The organism is Streptomyces sp. NPDC051136 (assembly GCF_044455745.1).
In the GTDB taxonomy this organism is placed as follows: domain Bacteria; phylum Actinomycetota; class Actinomycetes; order Streptomycetales; family Streptomycetaceae; genus Streptomyces.
Genome location: NZ_JBITFE010000001.1, coordinates 888,269 through 907,732 on the forward strand (window position 1 = coordinate 888,269; position 19,464 = coordinate 907,732).

Below are 19,464 nucleotides of genomic sequence, written 5' to 3' on the forward strand. Positions count from 1 at the left end.
CCTACACGTCGACGTCGGCGCGTGCGCTGAAGCTGCGGCGGTAGTGGGCGGGTGAGACGCCGAAGGTGGATCTCATGTGCGCCCGCAGGGAGTTGGCCGAGCCGAAACCGGACCGGTGGGCGACCAGGTCGACGGACAGATCGGTCGTCTCCAGCAGTTGCCTCGCCAGCTCCAGGCGCTGGGCGGTGAGCCACTGCACCGGCGTCATGCCGACCTCGTCGCGGAACCGGCGGCTGAAGGAACGCAGGCTCATCTTGGCGTGCCCGGCGAGCCGCGCCACGGACAACGGTTCCCCGAGGTGTTCCAGAGCCCAGGCGCGCGTGTCGGTGGTGCCGGCCACGGTGGGGTCCGGAATGGGACGGTCGATGTACTGCGCCTGCCCCCCGTCCCGCCAGGGCGGCACGACGCACATCCGGGCGGCCCGGTTCGCGGCGGCGGCTCCGTGGTCCTTGCGGATCATGTGCAGACACAGGTCGACCCCGGCGGCCACACCCGCGGAGGTCAGCACGTCACCGTCGTCGACGAACAGGACCTCCTCGTCGACCTTCACCCGGGGATAGGCGCGACGGAACTCGGGCGTCAGGTTCCAGTGCGTGGTGGCGGGCCGCCCGTCGAGCAGTCCGGCCGCCGCGAGCACGTACGAGCCGGAACAGATGGACACCAGCCGCGCGCCGGGCCGGATGCCCGCGATCGCGGCCGTCACCTCGGGCGGCAGCGGGCCCCCGCGGCCCAGCTCGGGCATGGCGTGCGTGGGCGGGACGATCACGGTGTCCGCCTCCGCGAGAGCCGCGGCACCGGCGGCCGGCTGTACGGCGAAACCCGCGTCGCTCAGGACGGGACCGCCGTCGGCGGTGCAGACGGTGACCTCGTACAGCGCACGGCCCTCGTCGTCCAGCGCGCTGCCGAAGACGCGGGACGGGATGCCCAGCTCGAAGGGCGGGACCCCGGGCAGGGCCAGCACCGCGATCCGGTGCGGCCCGTCCCCGCCGTCCCGCGCTGTCCGGACCGCCGTCCGCCGTGCGTCGCTCACCATGGCCGAATCCTGTCACATAGTGGCCGTACGGCCAACACTGCTCGATGCCCGGACCGGCGATCGTGAACTGCGGCGCCGGGAAGCACCCGGCGCCACTCCGATCGATACGAAGGACGAAGAGACATGCGTGCGGTGGTCGTGGAGCGGTGGGGCGGACCCGAGGAACTCGTCGAGCGTGAGGTCGAGCGCCCGGAACCCGGGCTGAACGAGGTCCTGGTGCGCGTGCACGCGGCCGGCGTGAACCCCGTCGACTGGAAGACCCGCGCCTCCGGCGCCCTCATCGGCTGGGACGCCGTACCGGCGGTCGGCTGGGACGTGTCCGGCACGGTGGAGGCGGTCGGTCCCGGTGTCGGCCTGTTCCGCCCCGGCGACGAGGTCTTCGGGATGCCGAGGTTCCCCCGCCAGGCAGGGGCGTACGCCGAGTACGTCGTGGCGCCGGCCCGGCACCTGGCGCGCAAACCGGCCGCTCTGACGCATACGGAGGCGGCGGCGCTGCCGCTCGCCGGACTGACCGCCTGGCAGGCCCTCGTCGACACCGCGGACGTCCGGCCCGGCGAGCGGGTGCTCGTGCACGCGGCGGCCGGAGGCGTCGGACACCTGGCGGTGCAGATCGCGAAGGCGCGGGGCGCGTACGTCATCGGCACGGCCGGTGCCGCCAAGCACGCCCTGGTGCGGGAGCTGGGCGCGGACGAGACGATCGACTACCGCTCGGTGCGGTTCGAGGACGCCGTGTCCGACGTCGACGTGGTGCTGGACGGGATCGGCGGCGGGACGGCGGAGCGGTCGATCAGCGTCCTGCGCGACGGCGGCCGCCTCATCACGCTGCCCGGTCCCGACGACGTCCCCGCCGCTCCCGACGGAGTGCGGGCGACGTGGATGCTGGTCGAGCCGGACCACCACGGTCTGCGGGAGATCGCCGCGCTCGTCGAACGGGGCGCGGTGCGGCCGGTCGTCGAGACGGTCCTCCCGCTGGCCGAGGCCGCCAAGGCGCACGAGATCGGCGAGCAGGGCCGGACCACCGGCAAGATCGTGCTCACGGTGGCCTGAGGGCCGGGGTGCCGGTCGTCCGTCGGCGGCGGGCGCGATCCGTCACTGATCTGCCGGTGGTGAGCCGATCCGTCGGTGGTGCATGCGATCTGTTGTCGATCTGTCGGTGGCAGGGGCGAGCTGTCGTCGACCTGTCGGCGGCCTGTCGCCGGCCGGTGCGACCTTGGGCGAGTCGGTGCTCCGCCCGGGCACCCCGTCCGTCAGCGCAAGGAGTCTGCCATCGTGACCTCCGCATCCCGGAACCGACCGTGGGACGTTCACCGGCTGCCGTCCGCCGAGGGGAGGAATTTCCTCGTCACCGGGGGCAGTGCGGGCATCGGCTACTTCGTCGCGGAGCAGCTCGCCACCACCGGCGCCCTCGTCGTCATCGGCAGCCGTGACCGTGCCGGAGCCGACAGGGCCATGGCGTCGATCCGCTCGCGCGTTCCGGGCGCGCGGGTGCGGCACCTGCGACTGGACCTCGCCGATCTGTCATCTCTGAAGGGCGCCGTGAGCGCGCTGGACGTCGGCGCTCTCGACGCGGTGGTCCACAACGCGGGCGTCGCGCTCGACGACCCGCCCCGCCGGCGGACCGCCGACGGCCACGAGCTGATGTTCGCCACCAACCATCTCGGCCATTACGCGTTGACCCAGTGGCTGGCACCTCTCCTGGCCGCGGCGCCGGCGGGCCGGATCGTGACGGTGGGGAGCTTCGCGGCGCGGTCCGAACGGCTGGACCTCGACGACCTCCAGTCGGCCCGCGACTACCGGCCCAAGCGCACCTACGGCCGGTCGAAGCTGGCGCAGATGAGCTTCGGCTTCGAACTCGACCGCCGGCTGCGTGCCGTCGGCAGCACGGTGCTCAGTGTGGTGGCCCATCCCGGCGGTGCGCTGGACTCCCTCACCCCGTCCCGTCCGACGGTCAGCGAGACCACCCCCGGCGAGCGGCTGCGCGGCCTGCCCTCCGCGCTCGTGGTGCAGGGCAAGTACGCCGGGGCGTGGCCGCTCGTCCGTGCCGTCCTCGACCCCGCCGTGCGAGGCGGGCAGCTGTGGGGCCCCAGGGTTTTCGGACTGCGCGGCAAACCGCGGCGTGAGCCCGTTCCCGCGCACATGGCCGCCCCGGTCGTCGCGGCGCGCCTGTGGGCCGCCAGCGGGGAACTGGTCGGCGCGGATCCGCACCTCGGCTTCCGGTAGGCGCGGACGGGTCCCGGACGGGCTCGCGGGGGAGGGGCGGCAGGTGTTGCTCCGGGTCTCTGGGAACCCCGGACACCGTGCCGGTCCGGTGCCGTGAGCCGGTGCGTCGATGTGGCTAGGGTGAGCGGCATGAGCGAACACTCGGAACGTTCCGTCGTCGTCGAACGCACCGGCAGCGGCCGCTTCGTGGCCACCAACGCACGCGGCGGATCGATCAGTTTCGGTACGGCCTCGGACGACGACCAGGGGACCGCGTTCACCCCCGTCGAGCTGTTCCTGGCCGCGATCGGCGGCTGCACGGCCGTCGACGTCGACGTCGCCACCGGCCGCCACGCGGAGCCCACCGGGTTCTCCGTGACGGTGAGGGGGGACAAGGTCAGCGACGACCAGGGCAACCGCATGACGAACCTCGAGGTCGTCTTCACCGTGGCCTTCCCGGAGGGTGAGGGAGCGGAGCGCGCGCGGGCGATCCTGCCCCGCGCGGTCAAGGCCTCGCACGACAGCCTCTGCACCGTGAGCAGGACCGTCGAGATCGGCACGCCGGTGACCACCACCGTCACCGACGCCTGACCCTGCGACGCCCGCGAACTCGATCTCACCGCCCCCTTTCGCCCCATACTGGAGTAAATGGGACGAGAGTAAGACGGGACGAGTTCGCGGAGGCGCAGCGATGCAGCACCATGCCGAGGACGACGAGGACCGCACGACGGACAGGGGCCCCACGCGGGAGCCGGAGCCCTACGACGACGTGGTCCACGACGACGGGATCTACGACGGGGACGACGACTGGGCCGAGCCGGTCGAAGAAGACGGAGCGGCGGACGAGGCCGCGTCGGTCGCCGAGGAGCACGGCCCCGACGTCTTCCTGGACGTCCCCCAGCTCAAGGTCGACGAGCTCCACCTCGACGTGGAGGACCTGCGGGCCCGGGTGTCCCTCCAGGCCGAGGTGCTCGACCTGCTCAAGCTGAACGTGGGCGCCGACGTGGCGCTCGGCCAGGTCCACCTCGACATCGCCGGAGTCGAGGCACAGGCCCGGCTCAAGGTGCGGCTGGACAACGTCGCGCAGATCATCAACCGGGTGCTCACCACGCTCGACCGCAATCCGCAGATCCTGGAGGACCTGGCCCGCGGCGTCGGGTCGGCCGTACACGCTGTGGGCCGCGGCGCCGGGACGGCCGTGCGGGACGTCGGAGAGGGGGCGGGTTCGGCGGTCGAGGACGTCGGAGAGGGGGCCGGTTCGGCGGTCGAGGGCATCGGCGGCAGGGCTGGAGACGCCGTGGGAGAGGTCGCGCGGGGAGCGGGCGAGGCCGCTGAGGGGGTCGGGGAGCACGCGGGGAGAGCCGTCGGTGACGTCGGCGGTGCGGCAGGCCGGATCGGCGACGGCGAGGGCGAGGGCGAGGGCGAGGGCGACGCGGCTGCGGAGACGGGGCGGGCTGCCGTGCGCAGCGTACGACGCACGCCCAGGGATGCCGGAGCGAGGGAGGCGAAGCAGGAGACCGGCCGGCGTTCCGCCACCCGGAGACGCCGTGTACCGGACGACGAGTCGGGAGCGACCCGGCCCGTCCGGCGCCGTGCGGACGGGGGGCGCGGAGAGCCGCCGTGAACGGGCGCGTCACCGCCTCGAACCGTGGACGGCCCCGGTGGCGACTCCGCGGGCACCGGCCCGGCCATCAGCTTCGACGCGGTGGTGAGCGGCGACCGTCTGAAGTTCGAGCAGGCACCACGGACCAGGGTGTCCTTCCCCGGCACCGGAGGTCGCGCGTCGGAGTCCCGCTCCGAGCGGACCAACCTTCCGCACCGTGTGACACCGGGGCGGGACTACCGCGACGTGACCGTGAGGTACCGCCTTGCCACGGACGTGCCCGACCACCGGCCGTAGTGCCCGCGGGCGGACGCCCACCCACGGGCTACGGTCCGACGGGAGTGCCGTCGGGGCGGAGGCAGGTGCCGATGGCCTGAGCGTGCAGGTGTTCCAGGGCGTCGAGGACGACGGTGCGCCAGTGCCAGGAGAGCCAGCGGCCCACGTCGGTTCCCGTCTGCTGCAGCGCGGCGAGTTGGGCACGGGTGAAGCCGCTGATGGGGCGTTCGTGGTGGGACGAGATCATGCCCAGCACCTGGCCGTTGCCGTTGGCCAGGGGGACGCTGTGGGCGGCCCGGCTGCCTGTCTGGAGAATGGCGTGCCGGGAGGCCTCGTCGAAGACGGCCGCGGTTCCCACGTCCCGCACCGTGACCTGGCGGCGGGCGGAAGCCGCCTGTGCGCACGAGGTGGTGGGGGCCTCGACGAAGGCGAAGAAGTCGGTGAAGTACTTGTTCAGCCCGGTGTGCCGGGCCAGGTGCAGCCGACCGCTCTCCGCGAGCTGAACATTGCCCATGGGCGTCTGCGTGATCGTCAGCACGCGGTGGAGTGCCGCCTTGAGCACGGCGCCCTGGTTGTCCCGCGCGCTTCCTTCCGGACGGAGCCAGGGCAGGCGGGGAGGGAGGGAACGGGCCCGACCGGGAAACCAGGCCGTCGCTTCCGGGTCCGGAGCCGGGGTGCGGACGACCGCGTCGGCGAGTGTGTGGAGCTTGATGTTGGACTGCTGCGACGCGGTCTTCAGCAGCGCGAACGCCTCGTCGGCGCCCTGCAGACGGTACCGCCCGGCAAGGATGCCCTGGGCGCGGGCGACACCGGCGTGCCCCAACTGCCGGTTGCGTCGGTCGAGCTGCTCCTGCGCCCAGTGCGGACCCCCTCCGGTGCCGGACGGCGGCGTCGGGGTGGCTTCTCCACTCGGGTACTGGGACAGCGGGGCCATGGAAAGAGCTCCAATGCGGTACGGCAGGCGTCACGAGCAACCGCGACCGCCGTCCTCCGGGCCGGCCGCGGGCAGCACCTGCTTCCCAAGCACTGCAACCGACCCTAACCAGAACCGGCTCGTCCGGCGCAACCCAACCGGTTCCCAAATGCGGGTCATCGCGCAGTCATCACCGTCTCGCGATGCGACAAGCCGCCGATGCGACGAGCCGGCCATCGACGAGCCGACCGACGAGCCGACGATGCGTCACGTCGGCGGTCCGCCCGGGGCGACCGTCCTCGGCGCGGCCATCGGCGAGCGGTTGTGCCCCGTGCGGTCGACGCACGTGCTAGCCGGGGGGTGGCTCGTCGGCGAGCCGGTTGTTGCGGTCGATCTCCGACATGTGTGTCTCGGCCCACTCCCGCAGGACGGAGAGCGGTCCTTCGAGGGACAGGCCGAGGCCGGTGAGCCGGTAGTGGACGGCGGGCGGCACGGTGGGCTCCACACGGCGCGCGACCAGGCCGTCACGCGCCAGGCTCTGCAAGGTGACGGACAGCATCTTCTGCGAGATGCCCGGGACACGGCGCCGCAGTTCCGCGAAACGGAGCTCGCCCGGAGCCTCCTCGGCCAGCACCTTGACCGTCATCGACGTCCACTTGGTGCCGATGCGGTCGAGCAGCCGGCGGGTCGGGCAGCGCGGGTCCAGCAGGTCTCCGCGCTCACCGGGACGCCGGTTGCGTCCGCCCCGCCCGGACGTGGTCACCTCGGGCTCACCACCTGAAGGGAAAGTGCCGTCTTGGTAGGAGCACTCTAGTTCCCTACCGTGACCTGGTCACCATTCCTCACCTCCCCTTCCTCACCACACCCCTTGGAGCACTCCATGCCCGAGCTGCGGCGCATTCCCGTCAACGGTGTCGAGCTCAACGTCGCCCTCGCCGGATCGGGCCCGGCCGTTCTGCTGCTGCACGGCTTCCCCCACACCTGGGAGCTGTGGACGGACGTCATGGCCGACCTGTCCGCACGTCACCTCGTCATCGCGCCGGACCTGCGCGGGTTCGGCGCGAGCAGCCCGGCCGCCTCCGGGTACGACGCGGGCACCCTCGCCGAGGACGCCCAGGCGCTGCTGAGCACGCTCGGGGTGTCCTCGGCCGCGGTGGTCGGCATCGACGCGGGCACCGCGCCCGCCTTCCTCCTCGCCCTGCGTCGTCCCGGTCTCGTCCGTCGCCTGGTGGTCATGGAGTCCCTGCTGGGCGGGCTGCCCGGCGCCGAGGACTTCCTCGCCGACGGGCCGCCGTGGTGGTTCGGCTTCCACTCCGCCGGGTCCGGCCTCGCCGAGACCGTGCTGGAGGGCCACGAGGCCGCCTACGTCGACTGGTTTCTGCGCGCGGGCACCCTCGGCGACGGGGTGCGCCCCGCCTTGCGCGACGCCTTCGTCCGCGCGTACACCGGCCGTCAGGCGTTGAGCCGCGCGTTCTCGTACTACCGGGCCCTGCCCGAGAGCGCGGTGCAGATCGAGCGCGCGGTTGCCGCCGCCCGCCTGACGGTGCCGACGATGGCGCTGGGCGCCCGGCCCGTCGGTGCCGCGCTGGAACACCAGCTCCGTCCGGTCACCGACGATCTCACCGGACACGTCATCGAGGACTGCGGCCACATCATCCCCCTGCACCGGCCGCGCGCCCTGCTCACGCTGCTGCGCCCGTTCCTGGCCGCAGAGGCCGACGAGGCCGCGGGGGCCGCAGAGGCCGCGAAGGCGGCATGACCAGGTCCCGGTGGTACCTGCTCCCAGACCCACAGAGTGACTACGCGGGCCCCGGGTCCGCCGCGAAGAAGTCGGCGAGCGCGGAGGCCAGGGGGCCGGGAGCCTCTTCCGCAACGTGGTGACCGGAGTCGATGCCGTGTCCGCGGACGTCCTTTGCCCATCGGCTCCAGATCGCACGAGGATCTCCGTACAGGTCCTCCAAGTCGTCCCGCAGGGACCAGAGCACCAGCGTCGGGCAGGTGATGCGGGCTCCGGCGGCGCGATCGGCTTCCTCGTGACGCCGGTCGATGGTGAGACCCGCGCGGTAGTCCTCGAGCATCGCCCGTACGACCTCTGGTCTGCGGGTGGCTCGGCGCCACTCCTCGTAGTTCTCCTCACCCATGGTTTCGGGGTCGCCGCGGTACCAGCTGTCGGGATCGGCGGTGATGACCCGCTCGGGGATGTCCGGCTGGGCGAAGAAGAACCAGTGCCACCACTGCGTGGCGAACTCGGCGGTGATACGTGACAGATGTTCCGTCAGGGGCAAGCAGTCCGCGAAGGCGACCCGGGAGACGACGTCGGGGCGGTCGAGGGTGAGACGCAGGGCGACGCTGCCTCCACGGTCATGGCCGACGAGGGCGAACCGGCGATGTCCGAGGTGCCGCATCACGGCAACCACGTCGTCGGCGACCGCACGCTTGGAATAGCCGGCGTGGTCCTCCGTGAAGCGTGGCCCCGTGGAGTGTCCGTATCCCCTCAGGTCCGGGCAGACCACGGTGTGACCCGCTCGCACGAGCAGGGGAGCCACCCGGTGCCAGGTGGCCGACGTGCGAGGGTGCCCGTGCAGCAGCACCACCGGCGGTCCCTCCCCGCCGTAGCGGACGAAGACGGTGGCATCGCCGACAGCGATCCGCGCGGTTTCGAACCCTTCGAACATCCGGCCCCCTCAGGACGGCTCGAGATCGCGTCCGACCACTGACGCGGTGCTCTCCCCCTGCCCCGCCCCCGACGGGCCATGTGCGCGCGTCCGTGGCAACCCCGTCGTCGAGTGCGTCCCGCATCGGCATGTCGACGTATCGACCCTTGATGTGTCGGTCGGCCGCTGAAAAAAGAGGAGGGATGGGAACGGCCCGGGCGGGTAGTCACCGGGCGGGCCGGGGGAGGACGCCGAACCTGGGGAGGTCGACGCGTCCTCTCCCGTCGCACGCTGCCGGGAGAAGAACGCTCAGTCGATACAGAACTCGTTGCCCTCGATGTCCAGCATGGGGATGCACGACTCGTTCTCCTCGTCGGCGTACAGCGTCTGCACGTGGGTGGCGCCGAGCGCGACCAGCCGGGCGCACTCGGCTTCGAGTGCGGCGAGGCGCTCGTCCCCCACGAGTCCGGTGCCGACCCGGACGTCGAGATGTACGCGGTTCTTGACGGTCTTGCCTTCGGGCACGCGCTGGAAGTACAGGCGCGGGCCCTCGCCAGAGGGATCACCGCAGGCGAACGACGACCCCTGCTTCTCCGGAGGCTGGGAGCGGTTGAACTCGTCCCAGGTGGCGAATCCCTCCGGTGGCGGCGGTATGACATACCCCAGCACCTCGCACCAGAAGCGAGCGACGCGCTCGGGGTCCGCGCAGTCGAAGGTGACTTGGAACTTCTTGATCGCTGACATCGGCGCACCGTACCGCGTACCGGAGGGATCCTGCCGTTCAATTCCCGGCAGAACACCGGGGCAGCGGGAGGAGTACGGCCGCCCGCCGCCGCCGGGCCCGCCCGGACGGGCGGACCGCGAAGTGATGGGGGGGACGACCATGTCGCGACGCCGCTGTCGCGCGGGAGCAGGGGGGTCAGACGCCGCGCTCGTCGACGATCTTCTTCAGCTGGGTGATGGTGTTCATCGCGTTGGGCCACCCGGCGTAGAACGCGAGGTGGGTGATCGCCTCGGACAGCTCCTCCACACTCAGGCCGTTGTCCAGAGCCACACCCAGGTGGAACTCCACCTGCTCGCTGCGGTACAGGGCGGCCAGCACGCTGACGGTGACCAGACTGCGGTCCCGCGGCGACAGCCCAGGCCGCTTCCACACGTCGGCGAACAGCACTTCGTCGGTGATCTCGACCAGTCTCGGCGCGATGCCGGCCAGTTCCCGGGGCGCGGACTGCTTCGCCATGGTGTGACTCCCTGCGACGGTTGGGCGGACGGATGCGGCGTTGCACACTGTCGGTCACGCGGAACCGCGCGGCACCCGCAGGCGCGCGTTCGGCGTACGCACTCGGTCCCGATCCGATGGTGATACCGCTCCGTCGAGCGGAGGGCCCTTCGACCACGGCCGCCGTCCGGTCGCGGGCACGGCTCGACACTCAGCCGGCGGGGCGGTCCGTGGCCAGGGTGCCGTCCCCGGTGGCGGCGAGGGAGGAGAGCAGGCGCAGCCCCTCTTCGGAAGGGCTTCCGGGTTCGGCCGCGTAGACGGTCATGTGGAGACCGGGGTCGGCGGCGAGGTCGAGCGATTCGTAGGCGAGGACGAGTTCGCCGACGGACGGGTGGTGGAACCGCTTCGTGCCGGTGCCGTGCTGGCGGACGTTGTGAGCACCCCAGCGGGTGCGGAACTCCTCGGACCGGGTGGACAGCTCACCGACGAGGTCGTGCAGGTCCTTGTCGTACGGATTGCGGCCGGCCTGTGCGTGCAGCATCGCGACGGCCATGTCGGCGAACAGTTCCCAGTCCGGATAGAAGCGGCGTGAGGCCGGGGCGAGGAACTGGAAGCGGGCCAGGTTCCGCCGGCTGGCCGCGTCGGCGAGCAGCTCCGCGTAGAAGACGCGGGCGAGGGCGTTCGAGGCAAGGATGTCCAGCCGGCCGTTGCACACGACCGCGGGCCCGGCGGTGATCGCGTCCAGCGTCCACTGCAGGCTGCGGTGGACCTGCTGCCGGCCCTTCGGGTGCCGGCGCCGGGGACGGGTGAGGACATCGGTGCCGTCGGCGGCCTGCGCCAGGTTCAGCAGATGGGCGCGTTCGGCGTCGTCAAGCTGCAGCACGCGGGCGACGGCCTCGAGGACGGCGGGGGAGACACCGGCGAGATGGCCGCGCTCCAGTTTGGCGTAGTACTCCACGCTCATGTCGGCCAGGGCCGCGACCTCGCTCCGGCGCAACCCGGGCACGCGCCGGCGGGAGCCCGAGGGCAGGCCGGCGCGCTCCGGGGTGATCTTCGCGCGCCGCGAGGTGAGGAACTCGCGGACCTCCTCACGGTTGTCCATGTCTTCGACGGTACGACGCGCCCGGCGGGAAAGGCATGCACTGCCAGTACACCCCTCACTGGTAACTCGCTGCGCACGCGAAAGAGCGGTTTCCTGGAAACCGGGCAACCCAGGGGCGTCCGACACGCCACCGGGGAACGGCGCCGCCCGTCCCGGCGGCCGGCCGCGCCGGCCCGCGGCGCCCGGACGGCACGCCCTGAGCGCCCCCGTCAGTGAGTACGACATGCAAGGAGTCACCCCCATGCGCGGTGCAGTGATCCACGCCCCCGGCGACATCCGCTTCGAGACCGTGGACGACGCGAAGATCCTCGAGCCCACCGACGCGGTCATCCGCACCGCGGTCACCTGTGTCTGCGGTTCGGATCTGTGGCCCTACCGGGGTGCGGAGCCGACCGAGCAGCCTCACCCCATGGGGCACGAGTACGTCGGCTTCGTCGAGGAGGTCGGGGCCGAGGTGACCTCGGTGAAGCCCGGGCAGTTCGTCGTCGGTTCGTTCGCCACGTCGGACAACACCTGCGCGAACTGCCGCAACGGCTTCCAGTCCAACTGCCTCGATCGCGAGTTCATGTCGACCTGCCAGGCCGAATACGTCCGCATCCCCAACGCCCAGGGCACCCTGGTCGCCACCGACGACGTGCCGGACGAGGAGTTCTGGCCCGGTCTGCTGGCCGTGTCCGACGTCATGGGCACGGGCTGGTGGGCCGCCGACGCCGCCGAGGTGAAGCCCGGCTCCACGGCCGTGGTCGTCGGCGACGGCGCGGTCGGCCTGTGCGCGGTCGTCGCCGCCAGGGAGCTGGGCGCCGAGCGGATCATCGCCATGTCCCGCCACGAGACCCGCCAGCGGCTCGCGCGGGAGTTCGGTGCCACCGACATCGTCACCGAACGTGGCGAGGCGGGCGTGACCCGGGTCAAGGAGCTGACCGGCGGGATCGGCGCGGACTCCGTTCTGGAGTGTGTCGGCACGGCACAGGCCATGAGCCAGGCGCTGCACTCGGCCCGGCCCGGCGGCAGCGTCGGTTTCGTCGGCGTCCCGCACGAGGTCGCCGTCGACGGTCAGGAGCTGTTCTTCTCGCATGTCGGGCTGCGCGGCGGTCCCGCACCCGTGCGCCGCTACCTCCCCGACCTCATCGACCGCGTCCTGTCCGGCGCGATCGATCCCGGCAAGGTCTTCGACCTCACCCTCCCGCTGGACCAGGTCGCCGAGGGCTACAAGGCCATGGACGAGCGCCGCGCCGTCAAGACCCTGCTCAAGCCCTGACGCACACCCACACCCACACCCACACCCAGACCCCGACCGCAGCGGCGAGCCACCAGCCCCGCCGGGTGGCGGCCACCCGCCCCGGGACCCGGAACACAGCACCCGGAACCCCCGGATTCACGCAAGCGGAGAAACACACCGTGCAGATCACCCGAAGCTCGATCAACACCGTCAAGGGCCCCGCCGACTGGTTCACCGGCGACGTCTACATCGACGCCGTCGCCGCGGCCCCGGAGCCCTCCCGCGTCAGCGCCAACCTCGTGCACTTCATGCCCGGTGCCCGGACGCACTGGCACCGCCACCCCCTGAGCCAGACCGTCTTCGTCACCGAAGGCGTCGGTCTGTGCCAGCGCCGCGGCGGACCGATCGAGGTCATCCGGCCCGGCGACCGTGTCCTGTTCGAAGCCGACGAGGAGCACTGGCACGGCGCCGCACCCCACCGCCTCATGGTCCACGTGGCCATCAACGAGGCGGACGCCGACCACGACGTATGCACTGGCTGATCCCCGTCACCGACGAGGAGTACGCAGCCGCTCCCGCCACCGACTGAGACCCGACGCCGCCCGTCTCAGCAGGGACAGCACTGATCACCGCGTCAACGCCGACACCGTCGACGCACCGGCCCGGCCCGGGCACTCGCCCGGCCCGCGCCGCCAAGAAGGGACTTCATGCAGTACGCACATCTCGGCCGCAGCGGTCTGAAGGTCAGCCGCCTCGCGCTCGGCACCATGAACTTCGGGGACGCCACCGACGAGGCCGCCGCTTTCGCGATCATGGACGCCGCGGTGGACGCGGGCATCAACCTGTTCGACACCGCGGACGTCTACGGCGGCCCGCAGAGCCCTGACATGAAGCAGGGCTACGGTCTGTCCGAGGAGATCATCGGACGCTGGCTCAGCCGGGGCGGCGGACGCCGCGACAAGATCGTGCTCGCCACGAAGCTGTACCAGCCGATGGGCCTCGGCCCGAACGACAAGTACCTGTCCGCCTACAAGATCCGCCGGGCCGCCGAGGCCAGCCTGCGCCGCCTGCGGACCGACCACATCGACCTGTACCAGATGCACCACGTCGACCGGTCGACTCCGTGGGAGGAGATCTGGCAGGCGATGGAACAGCTGGTCCGCGAGGGCAAGGTCACCTACGTGGGCAGCAGCAACTTCGCCGGCTGGCAGATCGCGACCGCCCAGAGCGAGGCCCGCGCCCGCAACTTCCTGGGTCTGGTCTCCGAGCAGAGCCTGTACAACCTCACCGCCCGCACCATCGAACTCGAAGTCGTCCCCGCCCTGCGCCACTACGGGATCGGGCTGATCCCGTGGAGCCCGCTGGGCGGCGGCCTGCTCGGCGGTGTCCTGAAGAAGAGCGACAACGGGCGCCGGGCCTCGGCACGGATGCGGCAGACCGTCGAACGCCACCGGCCCCGACTGGAGGCGTACGAGAAGCTGTGTGCCGACCTCGGCGCGGAGCCCGCGGACGTGGCCCTGGCCTGGCTGCTGCACAACCCGGTCCTCACCTCCGTGCTCACCGGCCCGCGCACCCCCGAGCAACTGACGGCGGGCCTGGGGGCGTTCGACGTGCATCTCCCGGACGACGCCCTGAAGCGGCTCGACGCGATCTGGCCCGGCCCCGGCGGTGAGGCACCCGAGGCCTACGCCTGGTAGTCCGCACCGGTAGCAGTGGCGAGGTCCGCGGCAAGGGCGTGCAACCACACCTCCAGGTCGACCAGGAGGGACAGCGCCGCCGTCGACGTCGCGGACGGAACGGCCGAAGGCAGCGGCGCGATGCGGACCCTGACCCCCCGCGCGGGCAGATCGGCGGCCTCCAGCGAGGCGGTCGCCACCTGCCGCGCTGCCGTCTGCGCCCACTGCCGCGCGCCGGGCGGGAGGCCGGGCGCGCCCTGCGTGGGGGGCAGCCAGTAGGCGGCGGTCAGGACCCGGGAGCCGTAGTTCAGCGCGGCGAGCCAGTCCGGGCCGTCGTCGTCCGCCCGGCGGGCGGGCTCCGTACGGAACTGCGCATAGGCCGCCTCCGCGATGCGCAGGCGGTGCAGGGCGGGCGCCAGGGAGCCGATCGTGGGCCGCTCGGCGGTGCCGGGGAGCACGCCGGCGCCGCGGTCGGCCACCGCCTCGGCGGTGTCCCGCACCACGGGCGCGGTCGCCCGCAGCAGCGCCGCCCCACTGCGCCGCATCTCGCTGCGCGCACCGGCCGGCCACGCCAGGAGCCCGCACACCAGCCCGATCGCGCTGCCGGTCAGCACGTCCACCAGCCGTGCCTCCTCCAGCCGCCAGGTCACCGGAGCGATCTGGGCGAACGCCGTCGACACCACCAGGGTGAACAACCCCTGCGCCCACGCGGGCCCGCCGGCGGGCCCCACCGCGAAGGCGATCACCATCATCGGCACCAGCAGGGCGGCGTAGACCGCGGTCGCGTCACCCGCCCCGATGATGAGCGCGCCCGCGAGCGCCGCGCCGAACAGGGTTCCCGCGGCCGCCGACCGCACGGCCGCCCAGGTGCCGACCGCCGTCGTCCGCGCCAGGGTGAGCACGCTCAGCAGCACCCAGAATCCGTGCGCCAGGTCGAGCGACCCGGCCACCAGACGGGCGAGGGCGAGCCCCAGGGCCGTACGCACAGCGTTCTGGAACAGGACGGAACGAGCAGTCAGGTTGCCGTGGATCCGCGTGAACCACAGGCGCGCCGCCGGCACCCTCGCATACCAGAACTGCTCGTGCGGAAGCCCGGGCACCGCATGGTCGCCGCCCGCCGCGAGGTCCGCCGCGGTGCGCACCGTCACCGCTGACACCGCCACCGTCAGCAGCGTCGACCGGCGCCGCAGGAGCGGGTACGGACGGTCGTCACGGCCCGGCGACCGGCCGTCCCGCTCCTCCAGGAACCGCGCCGTCATCTCCTCGATCAGCTCGGCGCCGCGCCCCGACCTGCCGTCACGCAGCACGCCCGCGGCATCGGAGCAGGCCGCCGCGATGCCGCGTAGCAGGCTCTGCGAGGCCGTGTCGGCGGGAGCCGGCGCCAGTTCACCGAGGGCGGCCAGCTGGTCCAGGAGCCGGCGCGTGGCCGAACCCGCGTGAGCGAGGGCCCGGTCGCTCCGTCCGGCGCCGGTCGGCCGCCCGCCGTGGGGCTGCCGGGAGAAGCGCAGCTCCCGGCCGGTCGTCCGCAGGCGACGGGCCGTGCCGGCGTCCATGGTGTCGGTCCGCAACAGCAGCCTGGCCGCGTGTGCCGCCAGGTCCAGGGCGTCCGCGACCCGCGCGGCGTACGCCGGTCGCGCCGGCGGCGGGAACAGCAGCAGCTCGCCCAGCAGCAGCGCCGTCGCGCCCAGGGCCAGGCCGCCCAGCCGTTCGGGCAGGGTGGCGGGGGAGTACGGCGGGAAGCAGGCCAGGATGTAGCACAGCTGCAACCCGGGGACGACGGCCGCGAGCCGCGGGGCGCACGCCGCACCGAACGTCAGGGCGAGGGTGACGAGGAGCATGCCGACGGCCGCCGCCCACGTGGCCACCGCCAGGGCGGTACCGAGGGCGACCAGAGCGGCGGCCGCCGGCGCGGCGCGCAGCACACTGCCCGCGCAGCGGCGCCCCGAGCCCGGCAGCGGGGACAGGACACCGAATGCGATGGGTGTGAAGAGGGCGTACAGCGCGACGACCGGCCGTTCCATGACGTACGCCGCCGGATAGAACCCGGCGGCCGACGCGAGGGAGACCCGTACCGCGCGCCCGCTCCCGCCGAACGACGCGGCGGGCGACGGCAGCTTCGGCATCGGCGCCCCTCCCTTGCGGTCCACCGGCACCGCTCCTCGACCACGCACTCCGTGGACGCCACATCCTGCCGAGCCTCCCCGCCCGGCGTCCGCCGCCGCACCCTCGGGGCCCCGCACACTCGCCCGACCGGCGCAGCACAGACGAACCCGGCCGCCCGGTCAGGTCACCAGTCGACGTGCGTCTCGATCCAGCGCTCCAGCGCCGCGGTGTCGTCCGCGGGCGGCAGCTCGGGGGCCAGGCCGAGGGGCGAGGCGGCGAGTTGCAGATGGGTGAGGTAACCGTACGGGCCGTTGTCGGCGTGTGGGCCCACGATCACGGCCTGGGTGGCGGTCCGCCAGATCCGGTGAGGCATGGCCGGGCCCGTCACCACGGCCGCGTCGCTGGTGACCGTCCGTTCGGCAACGGCTCCGAGATGGGCGGTGACGGCGTCCGCGGCACGGTCGAGCACCTCGACGCACGCCTCCACCGTGCTCGGACGCTGGACGGTCCAGCCCGGAGCGCGACCCCAGTCGTCCACGAGTTCGCCCAGCCAGGACATGTTGGCGAGGTCCTCGTCGTCGGGGTCGAGGGGATAGAGCTCCCCGAACACGAGGAAGCGTCGCGCTGCCGGATCCCCGAACGGGGTGTTGCCCTCGGTGCACAGTGGGTGTCCGAAGCCCGTGCGGTAGGCGTCGGTGAGGCAATCGTGCTCCCAACTCCAACCCCGTGCGCGCACGGCGGCGTCGAGCGCGTCGAACTCCTCACCTGGCGAGGGTTGTCGAGGCAGGGCGAGGAACTCCGCCACGGCGGCCGGAGACAGGGAGCAGTGGGCCAGAGCGTGCACAGGGGTAGGCATGGGGCCAGGCTAGGAGGTGCCTCCAAGGACTTGACGACGCGGCCGGGCCGGGACAGTGGGCTCGCACGGGCGGCCGACCGGCGTGGCGCCGGTGGCGGCGAGCGACAGCTCCCAGAGCCGGGCGGCCGCCTCGGGGTCGGCGGCGTACGCGCGCACGCCGCCGTCGTCCATGGGGGTACCGGGGGCGGAGACGCGAGCGACGTCGCAGTCCTCCAGGTAGAGCCCGCCGCGGCCGTCGAGGAGCGGTGACGTGGCTGCCCACAGGCCGGTGGCCGCTCCCTGAGCGGGGGTCTTGAAGTCCGCGCCGATCACCTGGCCGTGCTCGTCCACCCACCCGCGCTCGATCTGCTCCTCGAGCGGCATCTCGCGCTGGAGACCAGTGATGATCTTGCCGGGGTGGAGGCTGAACGCCCGGACTCCGTCGCCTTGCCCGAGGGCGTCGAGATGCACGGCGAACAGGGCGTTGGCGGTCTTGGCCTGGCCGTAGGCCAGCCACCGGTCGTAGCCGGTGCGGAAGTGCGGGTCGTGCCAGCGGATGCCGGTCAGGGTGTGTCCGGCGGAGCTGTTCACCACGACACGCGCACCGTCTGCCGCGGCCAGGAGCGGATAGAGCTCGCAGGCGAGGACGAAGTGCCCGAAGTGGTTGGCGGTGAGCTGGCCTTCCCAGCCCGGTCCGACACGCCGCTCCGGGGTGGCCATGACGCCGGCGACGGCCATGAGGAGGTCGAGCCGGTCGATCCGGTCGTGCATGTACGCGGCGGCCGAGCGGACGCTGTCGAGGTCGGCCAGGTCCATGGGGACGACCTCGCTGCCCGCCACCTCCTTTAGAGCGGCGCGGGCGACGTGGGGGCGGCGAGCCGGAACGACGACCCGGGCTCCGGCGGCGGTGAGAGCGCGGGTGGTTTCCAGGCCGAGCCCGGAGTAGCCCCCGGTCACCACGGCGGTCGTGCCGGAAAGGTCATGGCCGGCCATGACGTCCTCGGCGGTGGTGGCAGCGGAGTAGGGCGAGCCGAGGGGCTTCTGATCGGTAGCGGTCATACCGAGGACGCTACGATCTAGAGCGAGGTCCAGATCAAGTTCAGGGGTGAGCGGCGTGGCGACCACCGGAGCTGCCGCGCAGTCGCTGAGCATCGGCGCGGTCGCCGAGCGGACCGGACTGAGCGTGCACGCCCTGCGCTTCTACGAGCGTGAGGGCCTGCTCGTCGGCCCGGTCCGGCGCACGTCGGGCGGCCGACGGCGCTACACCTCCGTCGATGTCGACTGGCTGCTGATCTGCGTCAAGCTCCGCGAATCCGGTATGCCGCTCGCCGACCTCAAGCGCTTCGCCGAGCTGGTACGCCGCGGCCCGGGCAACGAGGCGGAACGCCTGCGCCTGCTCGACGCCCATCGGCAGCGTGTCGACGCACAGATCCGGGCTCTGGAGGAGTGCCGGTCCGTCATCGCCTGGAAGGTCGGCGTCTACGCCGAGCACCTCGCCGACGGCGAAGCCGGCGGCCTCTGGGACCCCACAGCCTGAGGCACCCGCGGACGGCCGCGCCGTGGTGGCGGCTGCCGTCCGCGGTACAACGATGTCCGTCAACCGCCAGCAGGGCCCTGCCGTGCCGGCCACGCTGGCGGTATGACGATGTCACTCACCACGGAGTCAGCGAGAGTCCTCACCGGCATGTACGCCGCCGAGGCGGAGTACCTGGCGGCGGGAGGCCCCGGCGAGGCCTCGTTCGACCTGCTCGCCTCCTTCTTCTCGCCGGATGTCGAGCTGCATCAGGCAGACGCTCTGCCCTACGGAGGTACGTGGCGGGGACACGAAGGCATCAGGCGGTTCTTCCTCGTGATGGGGGAGGTGTGGGAGTCGTTCGACATGGTGGAGCAGAAGTTCCTCGCCACCGGTGAGACCGCTGTCGTGCTCACCCGGATCCGAGCCCGCGCCCGCGCGACCGGCCGCGAACTCGGCTTCCCGCTCCTGCAAGCGATCACGGTCAGGGACGGGAGAATCACCGAAGTCCGTCCGTTCTACTGGGACACCCAGGCCATCGCGGACGCCTGCACCCCGTCGACGCCGCCCGTCTGACGTCGACGGTTGAAATCGCCCGACGTCAGCGGCTCGTTGAGCGGCGACACTTCAGTGTCTCCGGGCGATCCTCCGACAGGGTGGTCCGCACTGCGGTCGCCCACGGTCCTCACCCACGTCCTCGGCCCCGCCCGTGTGGGATCATCCCGTCCATGAGCAGCGACCTGGAAGTGAGTGCTCTGGCCGTCAACGTCACGATTCCGCAGGCGCTCCGCTGGACGGACACCCGGCGGGGTCAGGAGTTCCAACTGACCACACTCAACATCCGGCTCCTCCCGGACGGCCGTCTCGCCGCGAAGGCCTATGGCCGACCAGTCGGCGGTGGCCGGGGCGCATACGTCTCGTTCCCGGTGCCCGACCAGCCGGAGTTGGCGGCATTGATCTCCGAGGCGGCCGGCCGCGCGGGGACGCTGTGGGCCGCCCATCGCGGTCTCGGCTGAGCCGGGTCCGGCGTCGGAAGGCAGTCGCGCCACCGGCCCCGTTTCGAGGCCCGTACGCGCTTCGTACGCGATACGTACGCTTCGCGCTAGGGTTGCGGCAGGA

21 protein-coding genes and 1 pseudogene are annotated in these 19,464 nt (G+C 72.4%); 12 read left to right on the forward strand and 10 right to left on the reverse strand.

Annotation, left to right across the window (positions count from 1 at the left end; genetic code table 11):
• Position 1: 1 nt before the first annotated feature.
• Complete coding sequence (locus ACIBCJ_RS03895; protein WP_365978588.1) at positions 2 to 1,033, reverse strand: helix-turn-helix domain-containing protein; 1,032 nt, start codon at positions 1,031 to 1,033, stop codon at positions 2 to 4.
• 123 nt (positions 1,034 to 1,156) lie between these two features.
• On the opposite strand from ACIBCJ_RS03895, the gene ACIBCJ_RS03900 reads away from it, so the two are divergent.
• From ACIBCJ_RS03900 to ACIBCJ_RS03920, 5 genes are all read left to right on the forward strand, one after another.
• Complete coding sequence (locus ACIBCJ_RS03900; protein WP_365978587.1) at positions 1,157 to 2,080, forward strand: NADP-dependent oxidoreductase; 924 nt, start codon at positions 1,157 to 1,159, stop codon at positions 2,078 to 2,080.
• A gap of 222 nt (positions 2,081 to 2,302) precedes the next feature.
• Positions 2,303 to 3,253 carry an SDR family NAD(P)-dependent oxidoreductase gene (locus ACIBCJ_RS03905; protein WP_365978586.1) on the forward strand — a complete coding sequence of 317 codons (951 nt, stop codon included), beginning with the start codon at positions 2,303 to 2,305 and terminating at the stop codon, positions 3,251 to 3,253.
• 129 nt (positions 3,254 to 3,382) lie between these two features.
• Positions 3,383 to 3,823, forward strand: a complete 441-nt coding sequence (locus ACIBCJ_RS03910; protein WP_362509420.1) for an OsmC family protein — start codon at positions 3,383 to 3,385, stop codon at positions 3,821 to 3,823.
• A 100-nt stretch (positions 3,824 to 3,923) separates the two neighbouring features.
• Positions 3,924 to 4,856, forward strand: a complete 933-nt coding sequence (locus ACIBCJ_RS03915) for a hypothetical protein (RefSeq protein ID WP_365978584.1) — start codon at positions 3,924 to 3,926, stop codon at positions 4,854 to 4,856.
• Between the two features lie 24 nt (positions 4,857 to 4,880).
• Positions 4,881 to 5,132 (forward strand): hypothetical protein, encoded by a 252-nt coding sequence (locus ACIBCJ_RS03920; RefSeq protein ID WP_362098469.1) that lies wholly within the window; start codon positions 4,881 to 4,883, stop codon positions 5,130 to 5,132.
• Between the two features lie 28 nt (positions 5,133 to 5,160).
• On the opposite strand, the gene ACIBCJ_RS03925 is transcribed toward ACIBCJ_RS03920, so the two are convergent.
• Together ACIBCJ_RS03925 and ACIBCJ_RS03930 are read right to left on the reverse strand one after the other, a co-directional pair.
• Positions 5,161 to 6,045, reverse strand: coding sequence for a GAF and ANTAR domain-containing protein (locus ACIBCJ_RS03925; protein WP_362098472.1), 885 nt, complete (start codon positions 6,043 to 6,045; stop codon positions 5,161 to 5,163).
• Positions 6,046 to 6,373: 328 nt separating this feature from the next.
• Positions 6,374 to 6,787, reverse strand: coding sequence for a helix-turn-helix domain-containing protein (locus ACIBCJ_RS03930; RefSeq protein WP_365978583.1), 414 nt, complete (start codon positions 6,785 to 6,787; stop codon positions 6,374 to 6,376).
• A gap of 117 nt (positions 6,788 to 6,904) precedes the next feature.
• Here ACIBCJ_RS03930 and ACIBCJ_RS03935 point away from each other — a divergent pair, with 117 nt between their 5' ends.
• A complete protein-coding gene (locus ACIBCJ_RS03935; protein ID WP_362509426.1) occupies positions 6,905 to 7,783 on the forward strand; it encodes an alpha/beta hydrolase in 879 nt (292 codons plus the stop codon).
• Between the two features lie 40 nt (positions 7,784 to 7,823).
• Here ACIBCJ_RS03935 and ACIBCJ_RS03940 read toward each other — a convergent pair whose 3' ends face one another.
• From ACIBCJ_RS03940 to ACIBCJ_RS03955, 4 genes are all read right to left on the reverse strand, one after another.
• Positions 7,824 to 8,699 carry an alpha/beta hydrolase gene (locus tag ACIBCJ_RS03940; protein ID WP_365978582.1) on the reverse strand — a complete coding sequence of 292 codons (876 nt, stop codon included), beginning with the start codon at positions 8,697 to 8,699 and terminating at the stop codon, positions 7,824 to 7,826.
• A 288-nt stretch (positions 8,700 to 8,987) separates the two neighbouring features.
• Positions 8,988 to 9,422, reverse strand: coding sequence for a VOC family protein (locus ACIBCJ_RS03945; RefSeq protein ID WP_365978581.1), 435 nt, complete (start codon positions 9,420 to 9,422; stop codon positions 8,988 to 8,990).
• A 175-nt stretch (positions 9,423 to 9,597) separates the two neighbouring features.
• On the reverse strand, positions 9,598 to 9,918 hold the full coding sequence (locus ACIBCJ_RS03950) for a carboxymuconolactone decarboxylase family protein (protein WP_365978580.1): 321 nt from the start codon (positions 9,916 to 9,918) through the stop codon (positions 9,598 to 9,600).
• 190 nt (positions 9,919 to 10,108) lie between these two features.
• Entirely contained in the window at positions 10,109 to 10,999 is an 891-nt protein-coding gene (locus tag ACIBCJ_RS03955; RefSeq protein ID WP_365978579.1) for a helix-turn-helix transcriptional regulator, read from the reverse strand.
• A 241-nt stretch (positions 11,000 to 11,240) separates the two neighbouring features.
• Here ACIBCJ_RS03955 and ACIBCJ_RS03960 point away from each other — a divergent pair, with 241 nt between their 5' ends.
• The 3 genes and pseudogenes from ACIBCJ_RS03960 to ACIBCJ_RS03970 all read left to right on the forward strand — a co-directional run bounded on the left by ACIBCJ_RS03960 (position 11,241) and on the right by ACIBCJ_RS03970 (position 13,915).
• The gene (locus ACIBCJ_RS03960; protein WP_365978578.1) at positions 11,241 to 12,257 is read left to right on the forward strand and encodes a zinc-dependent alcohol dehydrogenase family protein; all 1,017 of its coding nucleotides are present in this window, start codon (positions 11,241 to 11,243) and stop codon (positions 12,255 to 12,257) included.
• 140 nt (positions 12,258 to 12,397) lie between these two features.
• Positions 12,398 to 12,807 (forward strand): annotated as a pseudogene (locus ACIBCJ_RS03965) (cupin domain-containing protein).
• Between the two features lie 118 nt (positions 12,808 to 12,925).
• Entirely contained in the window at positions 12,926 to 13,915 is a 990-nt protein-coding gene (locus ACIBCJ_RS03970; RefSeq protein ID WP_365978577.1) for an aldo/keto reductase, read from the forward strand.
• Here ACIBCJ_RS03970 and ACIBCJ_RS03975 read toward each other — a convergent pair.
• The 3 genes from ACIBCJ_RS03975 to ACIBCJ_RS03985 form a co-directional block, all read right to left on the reverse strand.
• On the reverse strand, positions 13,903 to 16,017 hold the full coding sequence (locus ACIBCJ_RS03975; RefSeq protein ID WP_365978575.1) for an FUSC family protein: 2,115 nt from the start codon (positions 16,015 to 16,017) through the stop codon (positions 13,903 to 13,905). The two genes, ACIBCJ_RS03970 and ACIBCJ_RS03975, sit on opposite strands and share 13 nt — an antisense overlap.
• Before the next feature lie 164 nt (positions 16,018 to 16,181).
• Positions 16,182 to 16,853, reverse strand: coding sequence for a hypothetical protein (locus ACIBCJ_RS03980; RefSeq protein WP_365978574.1), 672 nt, complete (start codon positions 16,851 to 16,853; stop codon positions 16,182 to 16,184).
• Positions 16,854 to 16,862: 9 nt separating this feature from the next.
• Entirely contained in the window at positions 16,863 to 17,891 is a 1,029-nt protein-coding gene (locus ACIBCJ_RS03985) for an SDR family NAD(P)-dependent oxidoreductase (RefSeq protein WP_365978573.1), read from the reverse strand.
• Between the two features lie 55 nt (positions 17,892 to 17,946).
• On the opposite strand from ACIBCJ_RS03985, the gene ACIBCJ_RS03990 reads away from it, so the two are divergent.
• The 3 genes from ACIBCJ_RS03990 (at position 17,947) to ACIBCJ_RS04000 (ending at position 19,361) form a co-directional block, all read left to right on the forward strand.
• Complete coding sequence (locus ACIBCJ_RS03990; RefSeq protein WP_362098509.1) at positions 17,947 to 18,369, forward strand: MerR family transcriptional regulator; 423 nt, start codon at positions 17,947 to 17,949, stop codon at positions 18,367 to 18,369.
• A 102-nt stretch (positions 18,370 to 18,471) separates the two neighbouring features.
• Entirely contained in the window at positions 18,472 to 18,921 is a 450-nt protein-coding gene (locus tag ACIBCJ_RS03995) for a nuclear transport factor 2 family protein (protein ID WP_365978572.1), read from the forward strand.
• Positions 18,922 to 19,073: 152 nt separating this feature from the next.
• Positions 19,074 to 19,361: a hypothetical protein gene (locus ACIBCJ_RS04000; RefSeq protein ID WP_133884604.1), complete on the forward strand. Its 288-nt coding sequence runs from the start codon at positions 19,074 to 19,076 to the stop codon at positions 19,359 to 19,361.
• Positions 19,362 to 19,464: the final 103 nt, after the last annotated feature.